The organism is Dehalobacter sp. 12DCB1, from assembly GCF_004343605.1.
Lineage (GTDB): Bacteria > Bacillota > Desulfitobacteriia > Desulfitobacteriales > Syntrophobotulaceae > Dehalobacter.
Genome location: NZ_POSF01000015.1, coordinates 1 through 24,237, shown reverse-complemented (window position 1 = coordinate 24,237; position 24,237 = coordinate 1). Strand labels below are relative to the sequence as shown.

Annotated in this window: 22 protein-coding genes and 1 riboswitch; of the genes, 3 read left to right on the top strand and 19 right to left on the bottom strand. The window is 44.5% G+C overall.

What is annotated here, in order from left to right; genetic code table 11:
* Positions 1-3: 3 nt before the first annotated feature.
* Complete coding sequence (locus tag C1I38_RS08945; RefSeq protein WP_119775083.1) at positions 4-198, bottom strand: hypothetical protein; 195 nt, start codon at positions 196-198, stop codon at positions 4-6.
* Positions 199-530: 332 nt separating this feature from the next.
* On the opposite strand from C1I38_RS08945, the gene C1I38_RS08940 reads away from it, so the two are divergent.
* Positions 531-983: a hypothetical protein gene (locus tag C1I38_RS08940; protein ID WP_119775082.1), complete on the top strand. Its 453-nt coding sequence runs from the start codon at positions 531-533 to the stop codon at positions 981-983.
* A gap of 48 nt (positions 984-1,031) precedes the next feature.
* Here C1I38_RS08940 and C1I38_RS08935 read toward each other — a convergent pair whose 3' ends face one another.
* The 14 genes from C1I38_RS08935 to C1I38_RS08870 all read right to left on the bottom strand — a co-directional run bounded on the left by C1I38_RS08935 (position 1,032) and on the right by C1I38_RS08870 (position 18,581).
* A complete protein-coding gene (locus tag C1I38_RS08935) occupies positions 1,032-1,724 on the bottom strand; it encodes an alpha/beta fold hydrolase (RefSeq protein ID WP_119775081.1) in 693 nt (230 codons plus the stop codon).
* A 225-nt stretch (positions 1,725-1,949) separates the two neighbouring features.
* Complete coding sequence (locus C1I38_RS08930) at positions 1,950-2,270, bottom strand: heavy metal-binding domain-containing protein (protein WP_020492482.1); 321 nt, start codon at positions 2,268-2,270, stop codon at positions 1,950-1,952.
* Positions 2,271-2,366: 96 nt separating this feature from the next.
* Entirely contained in the window at positions 2,367-4,040 is a 1,674-nt protein-coding gene (locus C1I38_RS08925; protein WP_119775080.1) for a diguanylate cyclase, read from the bottom strand.
* A 55-nt stretch (positions 4,041-4,095) separates the two neighbouring features.
* A riboswitch (cyclic di-GMP riboswitch) is annotated at positions 4,096-4,181 on the bottom strand.
* 88 nt (positions 4,182-4,269) lie between these two features.
* Positions 4,270-5,145 carry an N-carbamoylputrescine amidase gene (gene aguB / locus C1I38_RS08920; protein WP_119775079.1) on the bottom strand — a complete coding sequence of 292 codons (876 nt, stop codon included), beginning with the start codon at positions 5,143-5,145 and terminating at the stop codon, positions 4,270-4,272.
* 31 nt (positions 5,146-5,176) lie between these two features.
* Entirely contained in the window at positions 5,177-6,208 is a 1,032-nt protein-coding gene (locus C1I38_RS08915; protein WP_119775078.1) for an agmatine deiminase family protein, read from the bottom strand.
* Positions 6,209-6,400: 192 nt separating this feature from the next.
* Positions 6,401-8,077 carry an AMP-binding protein gene (locus C1I38_RS08910; protein ID WP_119775077.1) on the bottom strand — a complete coding sequence of 559 codons (1,677 nt, stop codon included), beginning with the start codon at positions 8,075-8,077 and terminating at the stop codon, positions 6,401-6,403.
* 13 nt (positions 8,078-8,090) lie between these two features.
* Complete coding sequence (locus C1I38_RS08905) at positions 8,091-8,639, bottom strand: XRE family transcriptional regulator (RefSeq protein WP_119775076.1); 549 nt, start codon at positions 8,637-8,639, stop codon at positions 8,091-8,093.
* Positions 8,632-9,354 (bottom strand): PilZ domain-containing protein, encoded by a 723-nt coding sequence (locus C1I38_RS08900; RefSeq protein WP_119775075.1) that lies wholly within the window; start codon positions 9,352-9,354, stop codon positions 8,632-8,634. Before C1I38_RS08900 ends, C1I38_RS08905 begins: the two co-directional genes overlap by 8 nt.
* 395 nt (positions 9,355-9,749) lie before the next feature.
* Positions 9,750-10,685 (bottom strand): AEC family transporter, encoded by a 936-nt coding sequence (locus C1I38_RS08895; RefSeq protein WP_119775074.1) that lies wholly within the window; start codon positions 10,683-10,685, stop codon positions 9,750-9,752.
* Positions 10,686-10,820: 135 nt separating this feature from the next.
* Positions 10,821-11,948 carry an A/G-specific adenine glycosylase gene (gene mutY / locus C1I38_RS08890; protein ID WP_119775073.1) on the bottom strand — a complete coding sequence of 376 codons (1,128 nt, stop codon included), beginning with the start codon at positions 11,946-11,948 and terminating at the stop codon, positions 10,821-10,823.
* A gap of 41 nt (positions 11,949-11,989) precedes the next feature.
* A complete protein-coding gene (locus C1I38_RS08885) occupies positions 11,990-14,293 on the bottom strand; it encodes a hypothetical protein (RefSeq protein WP_119775072.1) in 2,304 nt (767 codons plus the stop codon).
* Positions 14,283-15,437 carry a DNA-binding protein gene (locus C1I38_RS08880; RefSeq protein WP_119775071.1) on the bottom strand — a complete coding sequence of 385 codons (1,155 nt, stop codon included), beginning with the start codon at positions 15,435-15,437 and terminating at the stop codon, positions 14,283-14,285. Before C1I38_RS08880 ends, C1I38_RS08885 begins: the two co-directional genes overlap by 11 nt.
* Positions 15,438-15,651: 214 nt before the next feature.
* The gene (locus tag C1I38_RS08875) at positions 15,652-17,616 is read right to left on the bottom strand and encodes a bifunctional UDP-sugar hydrolase/5'-nucleotidase (RefSeq protein ID WP_243109303.1); all 1,965 of its coding nucleotides are present in this window, start codon (positions 17,614-17,616) and stop codon (positions 15,652-15,654) included.
* A gap of 26 nt (positions 17,617-17,642) precedes the next feature.
* Positions 17,643-18,581 carry an alpha/beta hydrolase gene (locus C1I38_RS08870; protein WP_119775069.1) on the bottom strand — a complete coding sequence of 313 codons (939 nt, stop codon included), beginning with the start codon at positions 18,579-18,581 and terminating at the stop codon, positions 17,643-17,645.
* 226 nt (positions 18,582-18,807) lie between these two features.
* Here C1I38_RS08870 and C1I38_RS08865 point away from each other — a divergent pair, with 226 nt between their 5' ends.
* Both C1I38_RS08865 and C1I38_RS08855 read left to right on the top strand, forming a co-directional pair.
* Complete coding sequence (locus C1I38_RS08865; RefSeq protein WP_119775068.1) at positions 18,808-19,488, top strand: NlpC/P60 family protein; 681 nt, start codon at positions 18,808-18,810, stop codon at positions 19,486-19,488.
* 224 nt (positions 19,489-19,712) lie between these two features.
* Positions 19,713-20,369: a hypothetical protein gene (locus tag C1I38_RS08855; RefSeq protein ID WP_243109302.1), complete on the top strand. Its 657-nt coding sequence runs from the start codon at positions 19,713-19,715 to the stop codon at positions 20,367-20,369.
* A gap of 45 nt (positions 20,370-20,414) precedes the next feature.
* Here C1I38_RS08855 and C1I38_RS08850 read toward each other — a convergent pair whose 3' ends face one another.
* The 4 genes from C1I38_RS08850 to C1I38_RS08835 form a co-directional block, all read right to left on the bottom strand.
* Positions 20,415-21,218 (bottom strand): YlmH/Sll1252 family protein, encoded by an 804-nt coding sequence (locus C1I38_RS08850; RefSeq protein ID WP_119775067.1) that lies wholly within the window; start codon positions 21,216-21,218, stop codon positions 20,415-20,417.
* An 892-nt stretch (positions 21,219-22,110) separates the two neighbouring features.
* Complete coding sequence (locus C1I38_RS08845; protein ID WP_119775066.1) at positions 22,111-22,398, bottom strand: hypothetical protein; 288 nt, start codon at positions 22,396-22,398, stop codon at positions 22,111-22,113.
* Positions 22,399-22,408: 10 nt separating this feature from the next.
* Complete coding sequence (locus C1I38_RS08840) at positions 22,409-22,738, bottom strand: hypothetical protein (RefSeq protein WP_119775065.1); 330 nt, start codon at positions 22,736-22,738, stop codon at positions 22,409-22,411.
* 108 nt (positions 22,739-22,846) lie between these two features.
* Positions 22,847-24,070 carry an IS110 family transposase gene (locus tag C1I38_RS08835; RefSeq protein WP_282432366.1) on the bottom strand — a complete coding sequence of 408 codons (1,224 nt, stop codon included), beginning with the start codon at positions 24,068-24,070 and terminating at the stop codon, positions 22,847-22,849.
* Positions 24,071-24,237 lie beyond the last annotated feature (167 nt).

The following is a 24,237-nucleotide window of genomic DNA, read 5'->3' as shown; positions in this document are numbered from 1 at the left end:
ATTCTATGCCCACTGAATAAGCGGACTGACTTCAATGGCAATGGCGCCCCCGGATACCTTACCCCTTGAAAAAACATTTTGAATAACAGGAAGTTCAGTGGGTTTTACGATATTTTTACTCTGCTGGTCAGCCTGGGTTAGCAATTTGGGATTTTTGACGCACTCGTGAACAAAATTGGCAATACCTTCATAGTTCATCCTGAAAACCCCTTTCATAATAAAAAAATTTACCATTTGTCTTACTGAAAGTAGTCTTTGTCAAAGTTTCCATTCATTCTGATGAATTCCCTTCAGCTTGATCATTTATAAGGAAAATTCTTCAAATAGCGCCATATTCCTTCAGTGAATAATAGAATGTTTTGTCGAATTTTATATTTTATCCCATGACAGTATAAATAAAGGCCCTGCCCCGACTGCAGCGGGCATGGGCTTGCTCAAACTTATCATAGGAATTGCAAAAAAAGAATTGTAAAAATGTTTATGTTGGGAATACTAGTCTTGAATATTATGATATAAAGGTAGTACGAAAGATGAAATACGATAAACCCACTTTAGCTATGTTTATGGGAGCTTTATCCACGATTCCCTATGAAATCGTGACAAGAATTCTAATGACCTTTGGATTTGCCAAGTATAGTGTATATCAGCTCACTAGCTTTATGATAACACTGGACAGGCCTAATGATATCCTCGGAGCGATATATTCCATCATATTAGGTTGTGTATTATCTCTTGTTTTTTACTACGCACTTAAATTCTTAGATCATGACTATTTTATAGTCAAAAGTATCGGCATTAGTTTATTAAACTGGTTAACATTAGAAGTCATTTTCATGTGGCTTATTGAAGGGCGTAACTTTATTCCGCATAGACCTATTAATGATTATTATTCAGAAATGATCGGTTCAATTGTGTTTGGGATTACGCTAGGACTACTGTTTCGCTATTATTTATTTAAAGGTTATAAGAAAAACGCATCATAGGAACCGTTTTGCAATACATTTGTACAGCTTTACGAAATAAAGCTCAACTTATTTGTCTTGTAAAAAATCTTCAACACATATCATTACCTGTTCGGCCATCGGACTTAGAAGGATCAAATGACCACCTTTTTGGAAATATCTAATCTTTTTCCTATCCGAAGACACATGTTTATTGATATAATCCACACTCTTTCTTCTTACAGTATCATCATCTTCAGCCTGAATAATTAAGATTGGACAATTTATTTTCTTTAATTTTGGCTTCGTTTGGTGCAATAATAATAAGAATTGGATCATAGACAAAAACGGTGAGATCTTTTTTGCTTGTAAATACCTCTTGATGTGGTTAGGCTTCTTGTTCTTGACGTCATCCGCAATATTACGAAACACTTGGTATATGTTCCAATAGAAGATGGGCGTATTGATTGTCACAATGGCCTTAATATCATGTTTACAAGCAAGATTAAATGCAATCAGCCCTCCCATGGAGAACCCTATCAGCAGAATTTCATCCCCAATTTCTTTTAATCTTAAAAGTTCACGTTCAGCAGAATCTATCCAGTCCAGATAAGTTGCTTTTTTCATTTCATGTCTGGTTGTTGAATGGCCTTTTAATATAGGACAAATAACATCATAACCAAGAGCAGTCAAATATTCGGCCAAAGGCTTCACTTCGTGTACCCCGCCACCAAACCCGTGAATGATTAGACATTTCGTTTTCTCATCATCTATAGCGTTCATCTATCACTGCCTCCAGTCTTTATCTGGCTTTTGCATGTATGTTGTAGAAAATCTCGCGTATCCCGAAGTATTGTTACTACGTACTGCTTACAGTACAAACTATGATGAAGATATTAATAAATGGTTTTTATTTAATCCTTTGGTTGAGAGACTCCAATACCCTTAGCCTAGCAGAAAGATACCCGCTGGTACAGAGCTCGCGGGTATCTTTTGAATATTTCGGGATTATTCTACTCTTACGGCGGTCCCGGAAGCACTGACCATCAACATACTGCCGTTGGCTCCGATAACTTCATAATCCAGATCGATACCGACTACGGCGTTGGCGCCCATCTGGAACGCCCGGTCTTCCATTTCTCTCAACGCAATATTGCGGGCCTCCTGCAGCTTGCCTTCATACGTTCCGGAACGTCCACCGATTACGTCGGTGATACTCGCAAAAATATCGCGGACAATATTGGCCCCCATAATGGCTTCTCCGGTAATCACCCCGTAGTATTCGGTGATCCTGCGTCCTTCTACGGACGGTGTCGTTGTTAAAATCATGTTGTTTTCCTCCAATAACTCTATTTCATAAGGTTAACGTTACTATAAGTATATCACTCCAAGTATTTATTTATATTCCTCTTCGCCTTTTGGCAGCTACCTATCATTCACAACAAGGGATTCCTGCATAATCTTATTAAAAACAGTAACCAGATACGGATCAAACTGTTTGCCGGCGCATTTATTGATTTCAACAAGTGCACTATACGGGTCCATGGCCCGTTTATAAGGCCTTTCATGCGTGATCACATCGTAGGAATCCACAATGGATACAATCCTCGAGAATAGCGGAATTTCATCTTCTTTCAGCCCCTGCGGGTAACCTTTCCCATTCCACCATTCATGATGACCGAGAACGGCTTCCGAGACATGCGCTAATTCCCTGGAAGACTGCGTAATCCGATAGCCGATTTCAGAATGTTTTTTCATGATGCTCCATTCTTCCGGGGTCAAGTCACCTTGTTTTTTTAAGATTTCCCCCGGAACGCCAATCTTGCCGATATCATGCAGCATCGCAACCTGGACCAGTTCAACGATTTCCCTTGCGGATAAGCCGATCTGACTGCCAAATTTACTGACCAGACTTTTCAGCCTCATGACATGGGCTTCCGTCTGATAATCTTTTTCCCAGAGCAGTTTTTCCAGGAACTCGATGATCGCAAGGCGGGTTTTCTTGCTTTCATTCAGTTTGTTGCTATACATTTTTTCCTCAGCCTGGTTGATCATTTCTGCCAAGGGCTGTTCCCTGTTCTCAAAAAACGTCGAGCCAAACGAGATATCGATCGGTACTGTTTTCGGGCGGGAGATTTTTAAGTTATCCTTGACATTGTTTAAAAGCACGCCAGCCTGATCAAGCGGCACACCAGGCATGATAATGATAAACTCGTCCCCGCCCCATCGGATAATCACATTTTCCGGGCCAATGGTCTCCTGCATAATTCTGACCCCGTCCGCAAGTAATTCATCCCCTTTTTCATGACCAAAGGTGTCGTTGATTAGTTTCAGACCATTAAAATCCCCCATGACCAATGCTGCAGGCATGAGGGTTTTATCCAGGAAATCTTCCAACGTATTTTCAAAATAGGTACGACTGTAGGCCCCGGTTAATTTATCATAAATGACAAGTTTTCTGATATTTGCTTCTTTGCTTTCAAGCTCCTCCCGGATGCTTTGAAAATACAGGGCCTGCATATTGAGATAAGCAAGTAGACCAACAACACCGGCAACTAAATAACCTACAGACGGTGGAATAACGTTAATTAATTTGCACAACGGATAAAGTAAAATCGATAAGGCCCAAAAAATATAGGTATAGCCAAGTATTATTCGGATCGGGCCTTGCGGTGTTTTTGCTTTTAAGCATGTCATAGCGGCTTTGGACAATAATGCAATGATCCAGACAACAGACAGAAGTAAAAGAGCGGTTGTCGGGATTCCCTGAACAGCAATACATATAAAAGCAAGGATCAGAAAGCCCGTGCCGATATCCCAGAACACCGGATAGCTTCTGCTAAAAAACAACTGCGTACCCTTGAATACCAGCCAGTACCCTGCGATCGAAGAGGCATAGTTGATAATCTGAAGCACCACGGACGGGCTGTTGGTTTCCAGCAATGCAGTTCTGGAAAGATAGGTTATCATCAGCGTTAAGACAGAAAGACTCCATGCTAAGAAATAATGTTTCTTTTCGGAAAAATATAAAAATCCGTAAGATATTAACAAGACCAAGGTAATCGAAATACTGGCTGCAACGATGGAATCGGCTGTCATGTAGATCCTCCCTCAAAAAAAATCGCGGCCAAAGCAGCCGCGGTTTTCATCTTCTGTGTGCAACCCGACTGTCAATATGCTTCAGCACTTAGACTCGTAGCTTTGCGTCCCTGCTTTTCAACAGGTTTGCCTAAGGATCATTTGATTTGATTTAATTATAGTAAAATACACGAAATCTGTCAATAAATGTATGAATAATCAATTATTGTATAATTATTTAATTTACGAATCAGTCTATTAGTTCTCCGTCATAGGAAGCAATAATCCCATATAAATCAGGCCGACGGTCCCGGAAGATTCCCCACTCCAGGCGCTGGACCTCAAGCTGATCGAGGTCAAACTCAGCCACCAGTACAGTTTCCTCAGTACGCCCTGCTTCCGCAATTCTTTTGCCAAGTGGTCCGGCAATAAAGGAGGAACCGTAAAAGGTAATCCTGGAATCTTCATCTTCCTCGACGCCGATCCGATTGGAAGCGACCACGGGGATCAGGTTCGCGGCAGCGTGGCCGAGCATGCAGGCCTGCCAATGGTCTTTGGAATCAATCGTCTGGTCCAGCGGTTCTGAACCGATGGCCGTCGGATATAACAGGATCTCTGCCCCCATCAGGGTCATGCAGCGGGCAGCTTCCGGGTACCATTGATCCCAACAGACGCCGACCCCAATCTTGGCGTAGCGCGTTTGCCAGACTTTAAAGCCTGTGTCACCGGGGTTAAAATAGAATTTTTCCTCATAGCCCGGCCCGTCAGGGATATGGCTTTTTCTGTATTTGCCGAGGATCTCACCGTCGGCATCAATCATGGCAATTGTATTGTAGCGCGCATAGTTTCTCTTCTCATAGAAACTGATTGGCAGGACGACTTCCAGCTCTCTGGCGATTTGCCGGAAATGCCTGACCGCCTGATTATTTTCTAGCTCTTTCGCATATCCGTAATAATCTGATTTTTCTTTCTGACAGAAATATGGGGTCTCGAACAGTTCCTGCAACAGGATAATCTGGGCTCCTCGGGCCGCTGCCTCCCTGACCAGTGTCTCTGCCCCGGCAATATTTTCTTCAACGTTACTGGTGCAGCGCATTTGTGTTGCTGCCACTTTGACGTTTCTCATCGTTAAATTCCTTCCCTACTGCCTATTATTTTTATAGATCTACCGCAGGCATCTGCTGGGTGGTACAGTGAACATTGCCGCCTTCCCCAATAATTGCCATTCCATCAATGGTGCGGATCCGTCTTTCCGGAAAAATCCCGCTCAGGGTCCGAATAGCCAGGGCATCGGTTTCGGCAGCCTGGCCCCCAAATACAGGTAAAATAATTCCGCCGTTAACAAAGTAAAAGTTTAAATAACTCAACGTCAGGCGTTTACCGTCGGCAAATACGGCGGGAGGCTGTTGTATTGGGATGATTTCAAAGGTTCTTCCTTTGGCGTCCGTTTCCTGGTTTAACACCGCGAGGTTTTCCCGGGTAATCGCATAATTCGGATCGCAAGGGTCGTCACAGATCTGAATCACGATTTTGCCAGGCGAAGCAAAACAAGCGATATTGTCAACATGACCGTCTGTTTCATCCCCGTATAAGCCTTTTTCCAGCCAGATGACTTTGTGGATACTCAAATATTTCTTCAATAGTTCCAAAATATGTTCCCGGGAAAAATCAGGGTTACGGTTCGGATTGAGCAGACATTCGGCCGTTGTCAAGAGTGTACCATCTCCGTCCACGTGCAGCGAGCCGCCTTCCATAATCAGGGGCGCATCAAACGGTTTTAGTCCAAGGTGCTTCAATATTTGCGGTGCGACCTGGTTGTCCAGATCCCAGTCCGGGTATTTGCCGCCCCAGGCATTGAAGTGCCAGTTGATGCCGGCTGTATCTCCCCGATCATTGACGATAAACGTCGGCCCGTTATCCCGAAGCCAGGCATCATTGTGCGCCAACGGCAGGAGCTCAATCTGCCTGTTCCGAAAGCGGCCTTCGAGCAGAGATCGTTCGTCGGGGTTTACCAGCACGGTGACGGGTTCAAATTCCCCGATAGCTCGAATAATGTCGGTATAGCCCTCGCAAACAGCCTCGTAGTCTTCGGGGTGGCACATTGATGCCCGAACTGGCCACGAAATAAAGGTACGTTCGTGTCTATCCCATTCCGCAGGCATTCTATAGTTCAAATCGCTCGGAAACATCAGTTTATCCTTTCTTCAGCAACAACATATATCCATCATTACTTTCAAATTGACATTTATCCTATTGATTATTTATAGTTCATTTTACATGAAAATCTCACCACTTTTCAAGGCATAAAATCACCCCACGATAATGTGGGGTGCATCATCACAATATTCAATGATTGATAGGTATATGTTAAAAGTTATTCTTTATCCCTGAAACTTTTCCGTATCTTCGCGACGGATCTGGGCGCGTTTGATCTTGCCGCCGATCGTCTTCGGCAGCTCGTCGACAAATTCAAGTATCCTCGGGTATTTGTATGGAGCCGTCACCTTTTTGACATAGTCCTGGATCTCTTTTTTTAACGTTTCGGAAGCCGTATAGCCTTTGGCCAGCACAACAGTTGCTTTAACGACCGTTCCCCTGACGGCATCCGGGGCGCCGGTTACAGCACACTCTACGACAGCGGGATGTTCAATCAGCGCGCTTTCAACTTCAAAAGGACTGATCCTGTAGCCGGACGCCTTAATAACATCATCATTGCGGCCAACAAACCATAAAAAGCCGTGTTCGTCCCAGTAGGCCATATCCCCTGTGTGGTAAGTATCGTCATACCATACTTTTTTGGTTCCAGTTTCATCCCTGTAGTACCCGCAGAACAACCCGGCAGGCTTATTGGAATCAGCCTCGCGGATGACCAGTTCCCCTTCAACGCCTGGAGGACATGGAGCTCCGTTTTCATCAACCACATCGATCTTATAGGCCGGATTCGGTTTGCCCATCGCTCCCGGATAAATATCCAGCCATTCAAAGTTCGCGACCAATACCGTTGTCTCAGTCTGACCAAATCCATTTAAAATGCTTAAGCCGGTCAGACTTTTAAATCTGTTAAAGACATCCGGATTCAAAGGTTCCCCGGCTGTGGAGCAGTGGACAATTGAAGACAGGTCATATTTTTCCAATTCGTTTTCCAGCAGGAAACGGTAAATGGTTGGAGGCGCGCAAAACGTAGACAGCTTATATTTTTGCATCATTTCCAGCAGCTTCTCAGGTATAAACTTGTCCATATCATAGACAAACTGTGCCGTTCCGCAAATCCACTGGCCGTAAATTTTTCCCCAGCCGAATTTAGCCCAACCGGAATCGGAAACCGTCAGGTGAAGCCCGCCATCCACGACGCGCTGCCAGTATTTGGCCGTCACAATATGACCAAGCGGATAGGTGAAGCTCTGAATAGCCATTTTGGGCATGCTCGTGGTCCCTGACGTGAAATAGATGATCATCGTGTCGTCGTTCGTTGTGGCGTCAGCACCTGTCGGCCGGACCCAATTTTCGGAAGCGGCCTCCATGCTGCTGCTAAAATCAACCCAGCCTGGACGCTTAGCCCCGACCAGAAAAAGCGTCTCAAGCGTTACTGATTCTTCCCTGGAAGCTTCGACATGGTCGAGAATTATCGGATCATTATAGGCGATGATCGCTTTAATCGATGCGGCATTATTGCGATAAACAATATCCTTCTGCGTAAGCTGATTGGAAGAAGGAATATAGATCGCACCAATTTTGGCCAGAGCCAGAATCGCTATGTACACTTCATAACGCCTTCTCAGAATCAGCATGACTTTGTCACCCTTGCAAATCCCGGCTTCGCTTAACATGTTCGCCGTTTTATCCGAGTATTTTTTCAGGTCGGTAAAGGTAAAGACCCGTTCATTACCGTGGTCGTCGCACCAAACCAGCGCTGGACGCTCTGGTTCCAGACGGGCATATTCATCGACAATATCATACGCAAAATTAAAATTTTTCGGTACTTTCACTTGATAATTCGCACAAAAATCTTCATAAGAATCAAAATCGGTTTTCCCAATATATCTTGAAGCGAGGTTCATCTGTTCACATCCTTTATAAAAGTATGACGGTCAAAAATTTTGCCGGTCTTTTTTCAAGGGCCAGCATTTTATGTGGAATTAAGGAATTAAAATACAGAGAGTCTCCCGGGTCCAGCACATATTCCATACTGCCAATGATCACTTTCATTTTGCCTTCCAGACAAAAGTTAAATTCCTGTCCGTGATGAGAAACAAGTTCAGGACTATTTTCAGCATCTAGGGTCACCAGCAGCGGTTCAATTTTTCTGTTAACGTACTGATAAGCCAGACTCTGAAAATCATACTGGTCATAGCGTTCAACCTTGAGACCCTTTCCCTTTTTGATGAAGCAGACATCATGCAGCTTGGGTGAGACACCGGTAAGAACATCCGTTAAATCAACCTGATAACAATCGGCAATCTCATATAGAATACTAATGGGAATATCATCTTCGCCTTTTTCATACTTCAGATATTCTTGAACAGGCAGTCCGATTTTACGCGCAGCTTCTTCTTCGGCCCAACCGGTAAGTAATCGTAAGCCTTTAATTCTCTCGGCAATATCCCTCACCTTTTCATTCATCTTTCAATCCTTCCTTTCGCGTGAAATAGTGGATCATGTAATGATCCTCGAGGTATAACCAGCGGGCCTTACAGCTTTGTTCCTGCACAACGGCATTTGCCTCAAGAAGACGGTCCGCTTTTTGGGCGTCTTCCAGCAGGCAAAATGGACAGGCACGATGCCGTTTGGCGACCGTGGAATAACAGCGTTCGCCAAGTTTGACACCGCTTTCTTGCGCTGCTTTATTTGTGGCGACAACGATCCGTCGGCTCGTAATCAGACAAGCCGGTTCTTCGATCAGCTCTAGGACCTTGACAAAGCATCCGATGTATTTCTGTTTGCGTAAATCAAGCTGAATCTTCATAAAGCGGGTATGCTTGATTTTATATTGATTCAGACATCGGGTGATCCGGCTTTCATCTTTCTGGGAGTGAAAAAGGAACTTCATCCCGTATTCAAAGCCGTCATCTTTGGGGGTCTTGCGGATAATCAACGCATTAAATGAGAATTCTTCATTTTCAAACGTAAACATGATATCGATGATGACAATATTGACGGGAATATCCACGGGGATAAAAGCATATATCCCGCCTGTGCTCAAATCTAGGATTGTAATCGGAAATGTTTTCTCCACTTCGACCTTCTGGTTGTTAATCGCGGAAATTTTTGCTGTGGCCGGAATATCATGAATCAAATCGACGCGGAAATACTTTCGTTTTTCCTGAAAGACTTCCATCCAATCACCTCATGAAACAGTTTGAAAATCATGTGATGCGTTTTTCCTGATAAATACCATTTTACATGATGTTGGATAGAACCACAACGAATATACCCGCAAAAATTTGCGAATAATATGCGACGGATTTGTCCGGATAAAAAAATACCAGAGTCCAAACATTAATTTGGAAACTCTGGTATTGTTAAAAACAATGCAGAAATATTGAGTTTTATCGTTGCAAATTCTACAGATTATTTTCTGGATTAAGCGTTTCTGGTTTCTTTTCCGTTCTTTTCTTTTTCTGTTTCTTAATATTTTTTGGATTTTTGTCGCCCATACAGATCCTCCCTTACATGATATAGGATCATTTTATCCAAATTATGGCTATTCTATACATTTTATAAAATAGGTTTTTAAAAATGAGACAGTATAAGTATCAGCAATGGAATCGATAAACAGCTAAGCAAGGTTGAAATCAGCACCGTCTGCGATGCCAGATGTGCATTATTTTTATATTCAATCGCCATTAAAACCGTATTGGTCGCGATAGGCATACCGGCCATGATGACCGGTATAGCAATCAGCCACATCTGATCAATCTGAAAGATATATTTGACCAAAACCAGGGTTAATAACGGCATCACGAGCAATCTGACGACCGACAGGATATAAATACCGATATCACTAAACATCTTTTGAAGCGGTAGTTCACTTAAGGTTGCCCCAATGGTCAGCATGGACAGAGGAACACAGGTATTTCCGATCGCATCAATCGTGCCGGTCATGAATTCAGGCAGCGGAACGGCGGTGATAAATAAAATGAATCCGATGACACTCGCTCCCACTCCAGGATTAATAATCTTTTTCAGGTCTAGTCTTGTATGCTCGGTTTTATTCGTATTCATGATCTTGATACCGAGCGTATACAGCAACAAGTTAAACATAATATTGTAGATCGCGGCATAAAATATTGCTTCTTTGCCATAGAGTGCCTGAAATATCGGAAAGCCTAAAAAGCCTGTATTTGCAAAGACAATTCCAAAATTAAAGACGGATTTTCTGGTTAGATCTTTGGTCAGGATCCTCGCTGTTAGTTTTCCGACAAGAAAGGCAAGACCGTAACAGGGTATCGTAAGCAGGAAAACAAAAAGTGCCGTATGTAACCTCTCTGTTGTAAAAGAAACTCTCATCCCAGACAGGATCAAGGCCGGGAGTGCAATTGTCAGGACAAATTTAGAAAAAACCTGGGTCGCTGCCGGCGAGATAATTTTCACTTTGGCCAGGACATAACCCAGCAGAATCGTTAAAAACAAAATTCCAAGTTGGTTATAGACGCCTTGTAGTTCCACTTTTCTCTCTCCAATGTATTAGACTAAATATTTTACGAAGGTTATATAGCGAATTATTATACCACAAAAAACAAATCATATGGAGGCCGATGATATACATTCCTAAATGAAAATTCCTGCATCGGCAGGATTTTTTCAATCATTAATATCGATCCCAACTGGACAGACTGGGACGACGCCATTATTCATTAGCTCAAGTACTTTTTGAAATGCCTTTGGAATCGGGAGGTCCTTTAGTCTCTCCCGGGAAATCCAAGCAAGCCCTGATTTTACTTCTGAGTCCGGCTTGAGCGAAAACAAAATAACATCCATTTGCCAGACCTGATGTGTGAAAACATGTTGAACGCTGCCCAAGTATTTAATAGGTTCGAGATCTAACTCCCAGTCGCGATGGAACAGTTCTTCCGCAGATGAACCAGATTCCTTTCGGACGAGCGGCAGTCCCCACATGTTGCCAAGCAGCTGTGTATTGCTACGGTACTCCATCAGAATATCCCCGTCGTTACAGACAAGCGCCGTCCAGTAATTGAAGCAGGTTGCTTTTTTTGCTTTCTTCTTAACCGGCAGGACAGTCTCCCTGTGCGTACGATGGGCAGTACAGACGGTACGCCAGGGACAGTCCCGGCAACCGGGAGTATTGGGTGTACAGCACATTGCGCCAAGTTCCATCAGCGCCTGGGTAAAATCTCCTGCCCTTTCCTTGGGAATCATCTCTTTGATGATTTCAGCAATTTGCTTTTGGATTTTTTGCTGGCTGATGTCATCTTCAAGTCCTAGAAGACGGGTTGCGACCCGCAGTACATTCCCGTCGACAGCCGGATAAGGCAGATTGTAAGCAATGCTTGCGATAGCCCCAGCCGTATAGTCACCGATTCCTGGTAAAATACGGATTTCCGGAAAAGTGCGCGGAAAATTCCCGCTGTACCTATCGCGGACCGCGATGGCAGCCTGATGAAGGTTCCTGGCCCGACGGTAGTAGCCGAGACCTTTCCATAGGGTTAAAACGTCTTCTTCATCTGCATCAGCCAGGCTGCAAATATCCGGGAACCGTTCCAGGAACCTCAGGTAATAATCTATAACCGTATCGACCCGTGTTTGCTGAAGCATGATTTCCGATAACCAAACCGCATAGGGGTCGTTCGTTCTTCTCCAGGGCAGATCCCTTTTATTTTGGTCATACCAGGTCAATAATAACGCAGCAATCTCTGACGGTTTCTCTTGAATATTTTTCGATTTATCTACTAGACCTGCTAATTTATTCAAACTGCCTCCCTGTTATTTGCCTCAATGTTAGATATTGCTAGTTACATGCATTTATTGCTGCAGAGCTGATCGGCAATTTTCTGTAGCCTGGCATCCGCTGTGCAGAAAATAACCTGGCGGAAGCGTGATAGTTCCTGCAGACACACCAGCGCCTTCTTCCAAAATTCCTCGGTTCCGTTCATTGTTCCGGACAGGAAGAACAAGGGGATCTCGGTGCTGCTTTCCTCAAGGGCAGCTTCGGCAAGGGCCAGACGGTAAGCAAAATAATACGGATAGGCTTTGGCCATCATGATTTCTTTTTTATCCGACAGGGTCAACGAAAATGTCCGGCTCAAAAACCGCTGTGCTTTTATTTTTAAAAGGATGCCATTCTCCGTCTGCCATTTTTGCAGCGAGGCTTCAAGTAGCTCCGTCGTATCATCAAGGGTATGCTGTAATTCCTGATAGGTCTGCCATTGCTGTTTTACATTCCCAAGTTTTTTCTCCAAGGCAGGGTCCATTTTCACAGCCTGACTATCCTGAAGGTCTTTACGGGCCTTCAGAAGCTGGCTGCTTTTCTCTGAAAGGGCCTGCCGGGAAGCCTCCTGGGCAGCCAGCCTTTCTTTTTCCGGCAGACATTCTTCACGTTCCAGTTCTGCAAGCGGCTCCAAAGTTCTGGACAAATGATCCAGGTTTCGCTTATTTAAGGTGATATCATACTGTTTTTTCAGCAAATCATATTCTTTTTCAGTTTCTTCTTTGATTCGCAGTTCACGCGCAATCAGCAGTACGGCCTCAAGGACCTCGTCGATATCGGCATCAGACGAGATCCGGTTCTGCAATTTTTCGCGCAGTTGTGATGCATATTCCTGCAGTTTCTGTTCTGTTTCCTCTTGCTGTCCGCCCTGCACCTCCAAGGCCTCCAGCATACCAACGATCTGAATGGTTTTCTGCTGGTATTCGTCCCAACCGTTTTTCCAGGACGAGAAATCGGCTGCATTAACCATCTTAAAAGCTTGTTGCAGCTGCTGACCGCGGGACAGGATGATTCTGAGCAGTTCTTCTTTCCTTGCAGCTTTTTTCCTAACCACGTTATAATCCTTCTGCAGCTGGTCAACGGCCTGTTTCTGATTCCAATACGCTTCGATCTGCTGCATGAATTCTTGATAGTCTGCAGCCTGATATTTTTGCAGAAGCTTTGTCAGACGTGAAGCCAATCGGTCTCCGACACTGACTGCGCCGAATCGCCGGATGAACCTGCGGTCAATCATGCGTCCTAAGACAGAGTCCTGCCATTTTTTCAGACGTATGTATGATCGGTCAAGTGAATGTCGGTCTTTGTCAGTCACACCGGCGATCAGCACATATTTTTTGAGCTTGGCTTTTTCTTCAAGAAGAGACCTTTCCAGTTCCTTCACGGTATCAGCCAAACCGGCAAAGCCTTCAAGCTCCTTCTGCGCTGCACGAAGCTCTTCTTCGGCGCTGCGTAAGTACTGCTCCTCATTTTCCGGTATTTGCCGATAGCCGGATGATGTTAGTGAATCCTGAAGCTCATGAATGGCCCGAGTCTGCCGGGTGATCAAAGCTTCGCCCTGTTCTGCCTCTTTTTGAATCAAGGCCCAGGCATAACACTCTTCCCGCAAACCTTCAATCATGTCCCAGTTGACCTGTTTATCCTGAACAACGGCCGTAAATCGAATCCCGGTATCCCTGCGCAGTTCTTCGAGGCGGGCCAGTTCACCCTGCAGACGGCGTAATTCCCGGTAATCAGGGTTCTCTCTCAGGATGCTAAGACGCTGTTGAACCTTTTCCATCTCAGCAATTTTTTCCGTCAGGAGATGCTGTTCAGCCTGCAGGTTCTTGATTTTGATCTGTAGAAAACGCTGTTCCTCCTGCCGGTGGTTTGCTTCTTCCCAATCTCGTCTTAACGCATCATATTCGGCTTTGACCTGAGCCATTCCATCCGCCTGTTCTTCGACGCGTTCTTTAGCCCTGGCCAGAGCATCACGCACCCGTGCCAGGGAAAGCTCTTCATTTCCGACCTGCTGAAGGTTGGAGACCCGTCGGTATAGCTCATGCTTATTGCAATCCGGCCAGACAATAAAACCGCTCTGCCGGATTGCCTCAAAAGTCATATCCAAGCCTGTTTGTTCACCGGAAAGCAAGATTTCTGCCAATCCTTGTCTTTTCTGCTTGTCCGATGGTGCTAATGACACCCGGTCGTCATAGTATTCCTGCAGTAATTGACACAAAGCTTTTCCCAGTCCGGGTTCCTCCAGATACAGCACCGTAAAATCCTCGGGCAAGGACCACTCTGCATCCCCGAGCAGTGGATGACCCTGAAACCCGATCTTATCAATCCTCATAATCTTCCCGTCCCTGACTGATTGCAGCCAACCCAATTTTCTGAACCAATTCCCAGCGCCGCTGTTCTTCAGGCCGGTTCTCAGAAGAAAGGCGTTTTCGGGTCTCATTCCTGAATACTTCGATTAAATCCGGGAAACCACTGGCTTTACGCCTTGTAACGCTGCTATCATCGCTGAGGACCGAATCAGATTGAGATGTATGATAAACCTCAAAGTAGCTGAAGTCTTCAGACAGAAGCTTCTGTAAAACCTGGATTGTATTTTCCGGATCCGGAAATGGCCCAGACAGAGTAATCCGGAACAAATCTCTTTGCCTTTCTTCTTTTGTTGTATCCGCTAAAAGCGTGATAGCAATTTCTTTCGGTTCAACCGCCTGCGGCCAGAATTTCTCAATATAGCTCCGCCTGCCAAGTTCCACAAAATCGACCCGCGTTAATTTTCCGTCTGTTTCTCCGAAAAGTACGCCATGCGGTCCGCTGTCCCGAAAACTCCGGGCCTCAGGGTATCCGCAATCCGCCCATAAAGTATCACCAGCCTGATGCAGCCCACTGAATTTCTGCTGATGCCCTAACGCCAGATAAGTTAAACCACTCGCTATAATCGCCTCTGGTTCCAGAGGAATAAACCCATCCGTATTTCGTGGGGACGCTATCTCTGCATGGAGCAGCATCATCTGGATGGGCACATTGTGTAAGACAGATTGAATCATCCCCAAATCAATCCGCTCCTGACGGTAATTCGTCCATCCCGAGCCATAGATGACAGTTCTTTTGGCCGGAATTTCAATATGGCTGATGCCCCCTGCAAAGATATGAACATTATCAGGCCATTCAGCAAAACGGTAGGCGGAAGAGATGACCAAAGGATCCTGATCCCCAGGCGTGATACAGACATAGGTGTCCTTCAATCTGGAGAACGAACAGTAGACACGTTCGACTGTTTCTTTACGGGTGTATTCCTGATCAAATAAGTCGCCTGTTACAAACAGAAAGTCTGCTTTCTCTTTTTGACATAATGTCAGGACGGTTTCGAAAGTCTGCCATAAGTCTTGATTGCGCATTGCTGACCAGGAAGGCGGGCCTTCCCAGGAACGGCTGTCAAATTGAAATCCGGCACAATGCACAAAACGAATCGTTTCCGCCATTTTTACACCTCACCCTAATGACACCAAAACATCAATCTATCCTTGCACATTAGGTTATTCTGATAATAATAGTTCCCTATCGTAAAAAATGTTCTTGGGAACCCAGGCAAATTCCTGCTTATCACTGGAACTTTCTTTCTTTTCAGCCTTAAAATTTGCCTTAAAAATTAAAGCCAGAATTCTTTCTGGCCAAAATAATGCTTAAATAAGAGGTTTAAACAGATTTATGTTTGGTTTGGGTCAAACGTTTACGGCGGGTAGCGATCCTGTAAATCGCAAAACTAATCAGCGCTAGGACAACAAGAACTACAGCGTAGACCGTCAGGGTAATTTTGTTCGGATTACTGAGCAGGGATATTGGATTGTGGCTGTTGTCAGCCACTTTTCTTCCAAGTACACTGCTGTAATCATCGGGAATCGTTGGAACTCCGCCGACTTTGGCAAATGACTGAAGATATAAGGCGAGTGCCTGCCATTCTTTAACTTCGGTATTATTTCCGGCTGCGTCTCTGACGATCCGGGTTTCAAAGTCGGTAACCGGCGTACCCTCTTCTGTTTTGGGTACAATGGACAACAGACCGAAAGATTTATCGCCGACAATCGAAAGCATCTGAGCAGAATACAAACCGGCAACTACCCTGTATAATTTGGTATCGTCAATTTCTTCAACAGAGCCGTCCGGTTTCTGCAATACGGCGTTAGTGACCTTATTGAATATCATCCGGTTCGGATTATACGTGAAATCAATACCTGACATAAACAACTGAGCTTCAGCCATCATCGATGAGATTGAGGCATCTACTTCGCACAGGGTCTTTAACTCCTGGCCGGTTAAATAGACAGAAACCAGCGGATACCCTGGAATATTATCCGGTCCGGTCCCGAGGGAGCTTACGCTAAAGGCGTCGGCAGCTGTAATGGCCCCCTTAAAAAAGGTACCTCTGATCGTCCCGGCAGGTACAACTGCGACATCCACAGGAATATAGTCTGAAGCCTCCGCCTTCTTCACAGCATAAACATAGGCATCAGAAATCAGGTTGGCTAAAGGGTCTTCCTGATGCGTATTCAAAATATCGTTGACTTTCCGGAAGTTATAAGGGGATTCTGCCAACACTTGATCAAAATTCAACTGAAACGGTGTAAAAAATTTGTCCTGAACCTGCTGCTTGAAGCGGTTGACAGTTTCAGCAACCTGCTGATCGTCAAGCAGGCTTTCATTAATCGTCTGCAGCCGGTAAGCGGCAAGTTCCCAATCCGTACCGGACTTCCGGGAAATTTGCAGGACACCGAGGTTCTTGCAGCTGTCTTCAGCGGAACAAATCAATGTTTTCCCTTCGATGATCGGTACTTCAACTTTAGTGTGGGTGTGGCCACTGATGATTACATCGATATCCGGAACCTTTTTTGCCAGGATCTGGTCTTCAGATTCGGCTACATCCTTCCATGTTCCGCAATGGGATAAGCAGACGATTAAATCAACGTTTTCCTTTTTTAAAAGGGAAACAATCCGTTTAGCATTTTCCACAGGATCTGTGAATTCCACTTCTGCCTTTGGCGCATTGGAAGCTGCATCTTTCCCCATTAGACCAAAAATGCCAATCTTCACACCCTTCTTTTCAATGACGGTGTATTCCTTGATCCCATAATCCTGATAAGCCTGCTGCAGAGCTGCGAGTGAAGGGGTTAGGCTGCCGTCCTGTTTTGCGGGAAACGAGACATTGGCCTGAACAATTTCCGGCAGAACTTCTCCGGCTTTACGGGCGGCCACCGCTGACTGCAAGCTGTCGGCCAGTCCGGATGCCCTGTAGTCATATTCGTGATTGCCCAAAGTTACAGCATCATATCCCATCTGCCCCATCACGCGAAGCTCCGGGGAGTCTGTCCGGAAAATCGTTTGAAATGGTGTTCCCATCGAATAATCTCCGGCATCGACGAGCAAAGCATCCGGATCATTCTCTTTCCCGGCAGTAATGGCGCTCTGGAGTCTGGCAAATCCGCCGGACTGTTTGATTACACCGTTTTGTTCATCTTTGACCGGCAAGAGATGGTCATGCATATCATGTGTAAACAAGATTGTCATGCTCTTCTGAGTATCGTCAGCCGAAATCGGAGAATTTATGGATAATACGAGCATTGCGCCAATCAGGAAAACGGCCATAGCAGACTTAATTCTTTTCATCATCTTCCCCCTCATTTTAATCCATTCTAATTATGCTCAGTCTTGGCATCCATCCATTGAATGATATCCAGAAGAACCTGATCGCGGTTCGTTTCATTATGCAGTTCATGCCTGCTCTTTTCATATTGTTTGAGTGTGACATCCCTTATACCGGCTTTTTGATAACCATGGTGCAAGGCTATGCTAATTTTCCCGTAGTGCCCAACAGGGTCCATTTGGCCGGAAAGAATCAGGACCGGGACTTCTTTTGGCATTTTCCTGACATTGGATTGCTTCTGAACTTCCAGGATGCCGCCAAAAAAATCGCGATAAAACGCCAACGTACATATGCCTCCGCAGTAGCTGTCCTGAATATATTGGTCAACTGCAGCCGGGTCCGTGGTCAGCCAGTCATAGGCGGTCCGGTTTTCAGGACACCGGGCATTGAAATTTTTAAAAGTAAGCTCCTGTATCCATTTGCTTTGATAGCTTTTTCCTTTGATCAGCGCCATGGTCCCGCATAAGAAAAGGCCATAGTATAGCCTAAACGTCGTGTCTCCGCCTGGGCCGGATAAAATGACTCCTTGTATTCCCTGCTTATTTCCATAAAGATGCATATAGTGCCGGAGAATAAAGCTTCCCATACTATGACCGAAAATAAACAGCGGCAGTCTGGGATTGTCTCTTTTAATCAGAGCAACCAAATCATAGACATCGCGCACCATAAGATTCCAGCCGTCGTGGCCGGCGGATATGTCAAAGCCTTGCTTTTCAGCTGTTTTGCCATGGCCTCTTTGGTCGTAGGCATAAACCATATACCCTGCATCCGTCAACTCCCTGGCAAACGGTGCATATCTGCCGGAATGCTCCGATATGCCGTGAATCATCAGGATGATTGCTTTGGCGGGGAGCGTATCCGGCTGCCATTGGGTCATAAATATTTGCTCCGAAGGATGGATATTCCAATAACTTCGCTTTTCTCTCATGCAATTTCCCCTTACGGCAAATTAGCGTCCTGCGCCTCCATCAGCTGAAAACCGATTACACCTAATATATCATCTTGAAGGCAAATTATCATCCTTTTACCGCGTTATAAATATTTCCAGAATTTTGGACATGCCTTTTTTCCAGTGAATTGTTAAAATACTGTAAGAAGCGAACAAGATTTGTACAGAATCCAGATGAAAAAATTTGGCGGAGTGGAGGATTTCAATGACGAAAAAAATTGTTGTGATGCTGCTTCTTTCTGCAGTCCTGATTCTTGGTCTAGCTCAGGTAACGAATGCTGCTCTTGGTGATACACTTCTGAAGACAGGCTCGACAGGGCCGAATGTCATCGAACTGCAAACCAAACTTAACTGTCTGGGTTACAGCGTCGGCACAGTGGACGGAATTTTCGGACTCAAAACCAAGGCCGGCGTAATTGCATTTCAAAAATCCCGAAATTTACTTACCGACGGGATCGTCGGACCCATTACAGCCACAGCGTTAAACAAGGCCTACGTCAGCAATGTACAAAATGTTAAAACGGGCTCCTCGATCGCCGCGACGGCCCAGAAATACATTGGTGTGCCTTACAAATATGGAGGTACTTCCCCATCGACTGGCTTTGATTGTTCCGGATTTGTTCAATATGTTTTTAAACAAAACGGAATTGCCCTGCCGCGTATTTCCAGGGACCAGTACATGGTTGGCAAAGCGGTTAGTTTCGCTAATTTACAACCTGGGGATATTGTTTTCTTTTCGATGGCCCGAAACGGTGTCGTTGATCATGACGGGATTTACATTGGCAATAACCAGTTTATTAATGCTTCCAGCTCCAAAGGTGTTGCTGTCTATAGTTTCGGTACCTACTGGAAATCTGTCTATATCGGGGCGAAACGCGTCATTTAGCGATCAGCTGAACTATGTTCATTGATCAGTGAACTCTATTCATTTTTTTGAGAATGTCCAGATCGAATAATATCTGACATTCTCATTTTTTAACCTTATGGCTTATTCGTTTAAGTAAAAGTAATTAAATAAAATTGCAGATTGTGTTATATTAAGACAAAACACTTTAGGGAATTTACGAATCAGTCTACTAGCTTATCCTTTATGGATAGAAAGGACGTTCTATGCCTGCGAACCATCAAAAAAAACATCCGCATCAACCTAATCAGCACAATCACTCCAGTCAGCATCAGCAATCCTGTAGTTGCGGCCATGACCATTCTCATCAGTCGGGTCATGCCGTCCATGTCCATGACGCTGAATCCTGTCCTGTCTGCAGTGGCGTGGAAACCATAACCCCGGAAGAATATCTCAATAAAATAGAGGAAGCCGTCAATAAGCTCCCTCTAAATAAAACCACAGACAGAATGAACCGGCTGATCGTCCTGACTGCCGGCACGGCTGCCTCAGCCGCTGAACACAAAGATATGATCCTGCTCCAGATTACTGAAGTCTACCTGACCCTTCGTCTGGCGGAGGAATCCGGTCAAACGCTGGCTCCCGAGAATGCCCAGCGTCTTTTCCGCGAACTTTCCGGGCAGGCCGGCCTTGCGCTAACTGCCAAATATGGTCTGGAAGGATTGACCAAGGTTGGTTTGAACACAGACACACGCAGCACGCCGGGAACAGCCTCGCTTGTTTTTATTAGCTGCTATGCAGTTGGCAAAGTATTGATGCAATATTTCAGGAAGCAGGCGGAAGATTCCACGTTGACCGTGGAAGAAATCAAAGACTGCTTTCGGGTAGCGAAGGCCGAAGCAGAACGGCTGGCACGGGAATAAATGTCGGGTAACTATTTTATGTACCTTGTACTCAAGAGCGTTGTACTAGACATACTTTTTGATCACGATGGACTGACGTCCTTTTTTAGAGAGTCCACCTATTTCCTGAAGCTTGATTTTCCCAAGGCCGCGCAGAGATAGCGTATCCCCTTCCGCAACCGTCTTATCTGTTTTGTCACATGCCAGCGAATTCAGCATGACCTTCCCGGATTCAACATATTCCCCCGCTTTGGTGCGGCTTAAGTTAAAACCTGCCGCGACCACACTGTCCAGCCGCAATGAGGCTACGGTGTCTTTCAGCAGAAGAACTTTTTCTTCCGGTATTTGCAGCAATCCCGCAGAGATGATTGCTGTTTTTATTTTGACACGGCCGACTGATTCCAGATTGTTTATCAGGAACGGCAGGATTTCTTTCAAGACAATCAGATCCGTGCTATTTTCCCCGACCAGAATGTCACCGACTGTTTCCCGCTTGATTCCTGCCCCCATCAAACTGCCTAGAAAATCCCGATGCGACAGACCGCTGTCTGCAGTATATTCCGCCCGGATAAAAGCTAATGGGCAATATTCATCATCCTGAATGACATGTTCAGGCTCCAAGTAGTCCGGCAGAAAGATCAATACGGTACGCTCAGCCCCTTCATAGCCTCCCCAGAAAAAGTACCGGGGGTTTCCGTTCGCTTTCAGTGCATTTCCAAGCAGCACCCGCTGCTGTTCACTGCAGAACCGCGTGCAAGCCGGAATATTTTTCTTTTCCGATTCTTCAAGTTTGTCCAGCGCCCGCGCAAGCAGCAGTCTGCTTTCTTCATCCTGGGCATATTTTTTGACGGTTTCGGCTTTTGTGATCATTGTTATGTTCCTTCGGTATTACAAATTATGTTAATGATGATTATTGCCATTATAATTGTTTCAATCTGCTAAAATCAAGATTAATTAAGCTTTTTAGTTATCCTCAAATATAGGCTTGTCCCAAATTCGACACCAGTGTCGATTTTGGGACAAACTGTCTATCGCTTTCATAGAAATAACACTGTAAATGTTAGTCTTATTTCTGACTTTTTGGTGATTATGGGGTATGCAGCCTTGCCCAAAATACCCCGCTCGCACGTTTTCGTGGCTACAAATAGGAATCCTCGCTAAAATGTCAAAACCCCTGGGCTTTCTGCATGTGAACCCTTGACATTTTCTACGCTCATCCCGTTTGTATAACGCCACTGGCACTTGACGCTCGCTTTGGTGTTTCGGGCAAGGCTGCAATAATTTTAAGAATAGAGAGAAATTGATCTAACGTTTCGATCCTGGGTATACTTACAACGCTGTTTCGGTTCCGGAAGTCGGGAAACAGCAACTTTTTAAGCAAGCAGGATTTATGTGTACCCATTAAGCGATTTGCTATCCCTCGGCATTGGGGGATTTGAAAAAGATGACTGCTACCATTCAGCCTTTTCAAATCCCCAGCATAGCGGTAAGCCAATAATACGAAGCGTTTTTTTTAGGTTATAATTACTTGCATCTTAATTAAAATAGTCAGGCTGATATGCTGACAGCTATAGTCTTTACCGTCTGAATTGTGATGATTTGAAAAATTTCAAATCACGGTGCCAGACGGCAAAGACAATTAACCTAAAGCTATTAATCGACTAGGGGTGGGCCGGTTCCGGTTCCGCTTTTTCTTTCTGTTGTGTCCGGTATAAGAAAAATAGGCCACAGCAGCCGAAACTGTGTGACCTCATTTTAGGCCTTATTTTTGATTAATTATATTGTTCTTTTCCTCAAGATTATACTCCCTTAATCCTTCAAAACATTCCAGGAAATATTTCAGTTCATTTATTGACGTCTCATATTTATCTTCAGTCAAGTGTTTTATGGCGTAGAAACAATCTGAAATAATAAAATCATCAGAACTAAATATTGCATTAATATCTACTTTCTTTATGAGTTCATCAGCAATTTCATATCGATCAACCCCTTCAAAAATATACTTTTTAAGCAAATCGACAAATATATGAATTATCTCATCTCTGCTCATATCAAAGCTCCTACTTCAGTTTATTAATTAACTGGCCAGATTGAATTCTTACTGCATCAAAATCACGATGGAGAATATTCCCTCTAGCATCTGTTACCTCATGAATAATAAATTTAACGCCACTTTGGTCAGAATAATTATATACCCTGGAGAATCCGCCCTCAGTGGAGCTTCTTGATGAAGTCATTTTCTTACTTAAATTTGTAAAATCAACGTCTCTTGCTTCAATTTGTCCAATCTCATTAAGAGTCTTTCCAGGTGCATAATAATTACCATTAATCTTTTCGACATCCTTTAAATAGTCTAAAGTGGTTTTTGCGCCACGACCCGCCCCCTCCACATAGAAGCTTAAGGGGAAAGATTAATGAAGCTTTATCGGTTAACCAAAAAAGCAGAAGCTAAACAGAAAAATCGTTTTTCAATTTTTTAATAGGTTATTACCATTTTATCACAAATTAGGAGCTTGGTATTCAGTCTTATTTTTCATCATGGCATAAATGATGTTTAAGACTCTTCTTTGGATACATACAAGAGCCTGGGGCTTCCGTTTACCTTCGGCCAACTTGCGTTTATAATATTCATGAAATACCGGATGTCTTGCTTTGCCGCCACGGGATACCTGAATCATTTGGATAGCCAGAAAATAAAGGACGCCATTAAGATTCCGGTTGCCTTGTCTGCTCCTTTGTTCTCTTCCTTTTCCTGCGGATGAGAAGAGAACAGGAGCGACCCCGGCAAATCGGGCCAGCTTGTCGGCATTAGGAAAACGGTTGATGTCTCCGATGTCTGAGATTATTTGCGCTTCTGTAATCACGTCTATTCCGGGCATAGTCTGTAACTTGTAGCCGGTTTCTTGGATTAACCTTCTTAACTCGGTATCAATTGCAGTCAGTTCCTGCTTTAAATACCGTATCTCTTTGACAATGCCTTGAATAATAAAATCCCGTTCCTGCTGGTAAGCTTTTTTAACTTCTCCGTCCTCAGCAATAAGACTCAAAATAGCCTGTGCTTTCTTGGTAGAACAAGCGTTATTGCTGGCCTTGCGTAAAGTTTCGGCCAAATCTTCCAGTTTAATTCCGCTTAAGCATCCGGGGGAAGGATAGTTCTCCCAGAAGCAAAGGGCCGTTTTGCTGTCAATGTCACAGAAAAACTTCCGGTAACTCGGGTAATTGTACATAAGAGCGTCATGCAGTTGGCTTTGCAAGATGATTCCTCGTTTCTTGATGCTATCCCTCCGCTTGACGATCTGCCGGATAGTGAAAAAGATGTCCTCATTCTTGGTGTCCGGTAGCTTGTCGACCATATCCCTTAGTATTCTGGCAACACAAAAAGCGTCGTAAGCATCGTTTTTCTCCACTGTGGGACTGCTTAAACGCATAGCGTTTCCCAAAGCCGGATAGATGTCTTTGACAATATACTTATGGGCTTTCAGGTAAGTAGCCAGATTCCGGCCAAACCCTCTGGTATCTTCCAAACCAAAGATGAGCGTTTTATCTTCGCTTAGTTTCTTGGCTTCCCGGATAAACCCGTCAAATTTTTGGGGCCTGTTCTCGAAGGTGATTTCTCCGAGCTTCTTCATCCAGCAGTCAATAAGGACTGCCGTATGCTGTTCCTTGTGCATATCTATGCCGCAAAATGCACAGTTCCTTTTATTCTGGAGGATTTTACCCACTCCTTTCCTAGCTTACCTGTATAATTCATACCGACAACCTCAGCTTGTGAGCGTTGGCCTGTAATTTACAAGCCCGCAAGGGGGCGACTGGTGCCGAAAGTTCCTTCATGGGCAACTTGCTCAAACAGGACTTGAAATACACTCAAAAATATGGACAAGACGCAAGA

Excerpts from the sequence above, each read along its gene's own strand:
- C1I38_RS08865 (WP_119775068.1), top strand. The coding sequence starts at position 18,808 with ATGACGAAAAAAATTGTTGTGATGCTGCTTCTTTCTGCAGTCCTGATT.
- C1I38_RS08910 (WP_119775077.1), bottom strand. The coding sequence starts at position 8,077 with ATGAACCTCGCTTCAAGATATATTGGGAAAACCGATTTTGATTCTTAT.
- aguB (WP_119775079.1), bottom strand. The coding sequence starts at position 5,145 with ATGAGAAACGTCAAAGTGGCAGCAACACAAATGCGCTGCACCAGTAAC.
- C1I38_RS08845 (WP_119775066.1), bottom strand. The coding sequence starts at position 22,398 with ATGAGCAGAGATGAGATAATTCATATATTTGTCGATTTGCTTAAAAAG.
- C1I38_RS08915 (WP_119775078.1), bottom strand. The coding sequence starts at position 6,208 with ATGTTTCCGAGCGATTTGAACTATAGAATGCCTGCGGAATGGGATAGA.
- C1I38_RS08900 (WP_119775075.1), bottom strand. The coding sequence starts at position 9,354 with ATGGAAGTCTTTCAGGAAAAACGAAAGTATTTCCGCGTCGATTTGATT.
- C1I38_RS08905 (WP_119775076.1), bottom strand. The coding sequence starts at position 8,639 with ATGAATGAAAAGGTGAGGGATATTGCCGAGAGAATTAAAGGCTTACGA.
- C1I38_RS08880 (WP_119775071.1), bottom strand. The coding sequence starts at position 15,437 with ATGGCGGAAACGATTCGTTTTGTGCATTGTGCCGGATTTCAATTTGAC.
- C1I38_RS08850 (WP_119775067.1), bottom strand. The coding sequence starts at position 21,218 with ATGATCACAAAAGCCGAAACCGTCAAAAAATATGCCCAGGATGAAGAA.
- C1I38_RS08930 (WP_020492482.1), bottom strand. The coding sequence starts at position 2,270 with ATGATTTTAACAACGACACCGTCCGTAGAAGGACGCAGGATCACCGAA.
- C1I38_RS08855 (WP_243109302.1), top strand. The coding sequence starts at position 19,713 with ATGCCTGCGAACCATCAAAAAAAACATCCGCATCAACCTAATCAGCAC.
- C1I38_RS08925 (WP_119775080.1), bottom strand. The coding sequence starts at position 4,040 with ATGACAGCCGATTCCATCGTTGCAGCCAGTATTTCGATTACCTTGGTC.
- C1I38_RS08885 (WP_119775072.1), bottom strand. The coding sequence starts at position 14,293 with ATGAGGATTGATAAGATCGGGTTTCAGGGTCATCCACTGCTCGGGGAT.
- C1I38_RS08870 (WP_119775069.1), bottom strand. The coding sequence starts at position 18,581 with ATGAGAGAAAAGCGAAGTTATTGGAATATCCATCCTTCGGAGCAAATA.
- C1I38_RS08945 (WP_119775083.1), bottom strand. The coding sequence starts at position 198 with ATGAACTATGAAGGTATTGCCAATTTTGTTCACGAGTGCGTCAAAAAT.
- C1I38_RS08940 (WP_119775082.1), top strand. The coding sequence starts at position 531 with ATGAAATACGATAAACCCACTTTAGCTATGTTTATGGGAGCTTTATCC.
- C1I38_RS08875 (WP_243109303.1), bottom strand. The coding sequence starts at position 17,616 with ATGAAAAGAATTAAGTCTGCTATGGCCGTTTTCCTGATTGGCGCAATG.
- C1I38_RS08935 (WP_119775081.1), bottom strand. The coding sequence starts at position 1,724 with ATGAACGCTATAGATGATGAGAAAACGAAATGTCTAATCATTCACGGG.